The 3,997-nt window shown below is 45.6% G+C and carries 5 protein-coding genes; 1 reads left to right on the forward strand and 4 read right to left on the reverse strand.

Annotated elements, in window-relative coordinates:
* Positions 1–522 precede the first annotated feature (522 nt).
* Positions 523–1,188, reverse strand: coding sequence for a uracil-DNA glycosylase (gene ung / locus MJ769_RS00005; protein WP_239233798.1), 666 nt, complete (start codon positions 1,186–1,188; stop codon positions 523–525).
* A 147-nt stretch (positions 1,189–1,335) separates the two neighbouring features.
* Here ung and MJ769_RS00010 point away from each other — a divergent pair, with 147 nt between their 5' ends.
* Positions 1,336–1,503, forward strand: a complete 168-nt coding sequence (locus MJ769_RS00010) for a hypothetical protein (RefSeq protein WP_239233799.1) — start codon at positions 1,336–1,338, stop codon at positions 1,501–1,503.
* Between the two features lie 45 nt (positions 1,504–1,548).
* Here MJ769_RS00010 and minE read toward each other — a convergent pair whose 3' ends face one another.
* The 3 genes from minE to minC all read right to left on the reverse strand — a co-directional run bounded on the left by minE (position 1,549) and on the right by minC (position 3,556).
* Positions 1,549–1,833: a cell division topological specificity factor MinE gene (gene minE, locus MJ769_RS00015; protein WP_239233800.1), complete on the reverse strand. Its 285-nt coding sequence runs from the start codon at positions 1,831–1,833 to the stop codon at positions 1,549–1,551.
* Between the two features lies 1 nt (position 1,834).
* Positions 1,835–2,650 (reverse strand): septum site-determining protein MinD, encoded by an 816-nt coding sequence (gene minD / locus MJ769_RS00020; protein ID WP_239233801.1) that lies wholly within the window; start codon positions 2,648–2,650, stop codon positions 1,835–1,837.
* Between the two features lie 63 nt (positions 2,651–2,713).
* Positions 2,714–3,556 (reverse strand): septum site-determining protein MinC, encoded by an 843-nt coding sequence (minC, locus tag MJ769_RS00025; RefSeq protein ID WP_239233802.1) that lies wholly within the window; start codon positions 3,554–3,556, stop codon positions 2,714–2,716.
* Positions 3,557–3,997: the final 441 nt, after the last annotated feature.

Genomic DNA, 3,997 nt, shown 5'->3' on the forward strand with positions numbered 1-3,997 from the left:
TCATTCGTGCCAACAGTCGATTAAGTTCCAAACAGAATGGCGCACTACACTAGCTGTGTGCCGTATCAGATAAAGGTGCAATCAGTTTCGGCTGTTTATTGTTACATGCAAACAGCGTCGGTTTTTCAGTCAAGGATATCGTGTTGCTTTAAGCCTTGTTCAATATTTCATGCGTTGTTGCATCACCGCTGATAGGCAAACTTGGTGATGGTTTTGGTAGAGCGCGGATAATTATGCTGGGCTATTTGATCTATCTGTTAATGAGCCTAGCAGCCTGTCGGACTTAAAGGAAATCGGCTGCAAATTGAGCGGAGCGGTGTATATTTTGCCGCTTTTTTGGGCAATAGTCGCATGTCTTGCCTTTACCGCACTGACGGTGTTCATAATCTTGCGGCAGGATTAAAAGCGCTGTTCTGCCCTCCCCCGCTATGCTGAATTGGGTGAATTCGGGAATTCCATTTCTCGTATGTCATTAAGATTACAGCGATGCTGTAATCGCCTGTAGTAATTCGGCTGCCTTTTTCATAATTCAGGTATCTGCCAGTCTATCTCCGTTTTTCCAGCGTCGCGTAATGCAGCATTGATGCGTGAAAAAGGTCGGCTGCCAAAAAAGCCGCGATGCGCCGACAATGGCGAAGGGTGAGGTGATTCGATCACGATATGGCGGCTGGTATTGATCAACGCCCGTTTCTTGCGCGCGTTCGCTCCCCACAACACGAACACCACCGGATCAGACTTGACGTTCACTGCTGCGATCACCGCGTCGGTGAACACTTCCCAGCCCTTTCCTTGGTGCGAATTGGCTTGATGCGCCCGCACCGTCAGCACCGTATTGAGCAACAGCACCCCCTGCTCCGCCCAGTGCGTGAGATAGCCGTTGTTCGGTATCTTGCAGCCGAGATCGCTGCGTAATTCTTTGAAGATGTTCAAGAGCGAGGGCGGGATAGCAATGCCCGGCCTTACCGAGAAGCACAGACCATGCGCCTGACCGTCGTCGTGATAGGGATCCTGTCCCAGTATCAATACTTTCACCTGCTCAATCGGCGTGAGATGCAGCGCCGCAAATACCTCCGCATCGGGTGGGAATATCGTGACCTGTTGTCGCTGCTCCGCGACGAAATGCTGCAAGTCCTGGAAGTATGGCTTGCGGGTTTCTTCGATTAGGATAGGGCGCCAGGTGGTTTGCATGGGGATATTTATAACGGCATTTTTATTTCGTGTTATAACTAATTGATTTAAAATATTTATATGTACGGCAAACGATTTTCAGCTAAAAACATCAATAAACAAATACATGTAAAAATAGTTGCCCGTAACCTGTGTCGGCAGAAAGGCGTGACCCAGCTAAACAACTGCTTGGGTGCGGTAGCAAAGAGCGCACGCGGCGATCATCGCTGTTGTGCAGGGGCAGGTAGCACGATATTTGAACTGACCTTCATCCTTGCATTCGTGGCACCTTTCGGGGTGGTTACGCAATTAAAGTTTGATATGTTATGCGGTTAATCAGTACCATTTTGTTCTGTCTTTTCGTGCAAGCCCAAGGAACACTCAACGGTTGAGGCGCATTTTGTCCGGCAAAGTGATGTTAAGCTCAAGTACATCATATTCGCCATGCTTCTCTAATTGAACATTGATAGATTCGCGATCTATATGAATGTATTTTGCAATCACAACCATAAGTTCTTCTTGGAGTGCAGGTAAGTAATCTGGAGCGGGTGCTCCTCTGCCGGCACGTTCGTGGGCGAGAATAATTTGCAAACGTTCTTTAGCGACGATGGCGGTTTTTTTTTCGTTGCCGCGCAGGTAGCTGATTAAGCCAGAGATCATGGACATCTCAGCGGCCTCCCAGCAGTCGTTTGAAGAATCCCTTTTTTTCTACGGTAACAAAGCGCATCGGTAATCCTTCTTCACCCATGAAGCGCCCCACAACATCTCGGTAAGCTTCAGCCACGTCGCTCTTATCCAAGTGGATAGCTGGCGTGCCAGCATTAGACGCTTGGAGTACTGATTCCGATTCCGGAATCACGCCAATCAAGGGAATGCGCAAGATTTCCTGAATGTCCGTCACCGACAACATTTCCCCAGCCTCTACCCGCTTTGGGTCATAGCGAGTAACCAGCAAATGTTCTTTCACTGAATCAAGGCCATCCACAGCACGTTTGGATTTGGCTGCGAGAATCCCGAGAATGCGATCTGAATCTCTCACCGACGAGACTTCTGGATTAGTTACTACCAAAGCCTCATCGGCAAAATACATTGCGGTGAAGGCACCTGATTCGATGCCAGCCGGGGAGTCACATACGATATAGTCAAATGTTTCCCTTAGTTCGTTAAGAATGCGTTCAACACCTTCCAGGTTGAGTGCTTCTTTGTCTCGGGTCTGAGACGCGGGGAGTATGTATAAGTTGTCGCAATTTTTGTCTTTGATGAGTGCCTGTTTAAGGGACACCTCGCCATTTATGACATTAATGATGTCATACACCACACGCCGTTCGCAGCCCATGATGAGATCAAGGTTACGCAAACCCACATCGAAGTCGATGACAACTGTTTTGTTTCCCCGTAGGGCGAGGCCGCTTGAAAAACTGGCACTGGTTGTGGTTTTACCTACACCACCTTTCCCTGAAGTAACTACAATAACTTTAGACACGTTTATTTTCCTGAGCAAGATTAGGTATATTTTACCCGTAAATGAGGATGCTAAAAAATTCCTTTAGCTAAGCAAGGGCTGGATAATCAAATCAGAGCAATCCAGATACACCTGAACGGGCTTTCCGCGCAAATTTTCAGGAATGCCATTTTCAAATACCTTGAAACAACCAGCAATTGAAATCAATTCTGCCTCCAGGCTATGGATGAAAATACGTGCATTTTCGTTTCCTTGCGCACCAGCAATTGCACGACCGCGCAACGGAGCGTAAATATGAATATCTCCGTCAGCAATCAATTCGGCTCCTGCATTGACAACGCCTAGTACAACCAAATTGGCACCCTCGGCATAGATTCTCTGACCAGTACGAACTGGTTTGTTGATTATCATAGTCGGATGAAAAGTGGGCAGAACTTGGGGAGCTGTTTTTTGAGGTTGAGAATTCGTGTTAATGGCATTGCTGTGATTTGGTTCACCCGCTAAAGCTTCTATTGCCAATCCAGATTCTGGCTGATTAGAGTCTTCTGCATTAGGGGTATTGTTTGAGACTATCGAAGGAGTCTGTGTCGGCTGAAACGTGGGCCGTTCAATCGAGTCCGGAAAGAGCCCCAAGCCTGATTGCACGGCGGCTTCTCGCTGTTCAGCAGACCCCCCTACAACTCCAGCTGCATGCATGCCATGATTCAGCATGAATGACATAAGTCCAGCAAAGTCTAGCGAAATATTAGAATTCGCGATAGCTGAGAGATCAAGAGCCACAGGTGTATTGGAAAAAAAATCCTGCATATTACTAAAACGCATATCCAACTGATTTTTTAATTGAACCATGTCGGTTGTATTGACATAGATTACAAATAAAGAGAGATTGGCAATTTTGAGTTTGAATGCTGGTTCTGCGCGTGCCATATTTTTTTAGTTTTTTTAAAGTTTGTTACTAATCTGGGTAGGACTTCGACCCCTAAATTTGGAGAGGGTCACGCAGTTTAACGATGCCTTTCCTGATTTTCAAGCGATGCCACCATTAATTGATGAGATTCAACCTGGCTTTAACACCTCCCTCACAAAAAGTCATTAATTTCAGCGTATTTATTACAAAATACCATTAATAATCAATAGATTTATTATTTTAATTAATTTAGTTATGCCACAATATTTAATTGTTGCGGTTTCCCTCTTAACTTTCTATAAAAATTGGGGATACTCTTGCTGATATCCAAAATTGATTAGTTGACGAGAGAATAATGAGAGAGATGGCTCGTAGCAATGCCAGTATTAAGTAAATTAATGATTATAAGTAACTACTCACCCCTATAAATAATCAAGAAAACACTTGACAGGTTTTTAGGG

The sequence above is a fragment of the Candidatus Nitrotoga sp. BS genome, assembly GCF_927797785.1.
Lineage (GTDB): Bacteria > Pseudomonadota > Gammaproteobacteria > Burkholderiales > Gallionellaceae > Nitrotoga.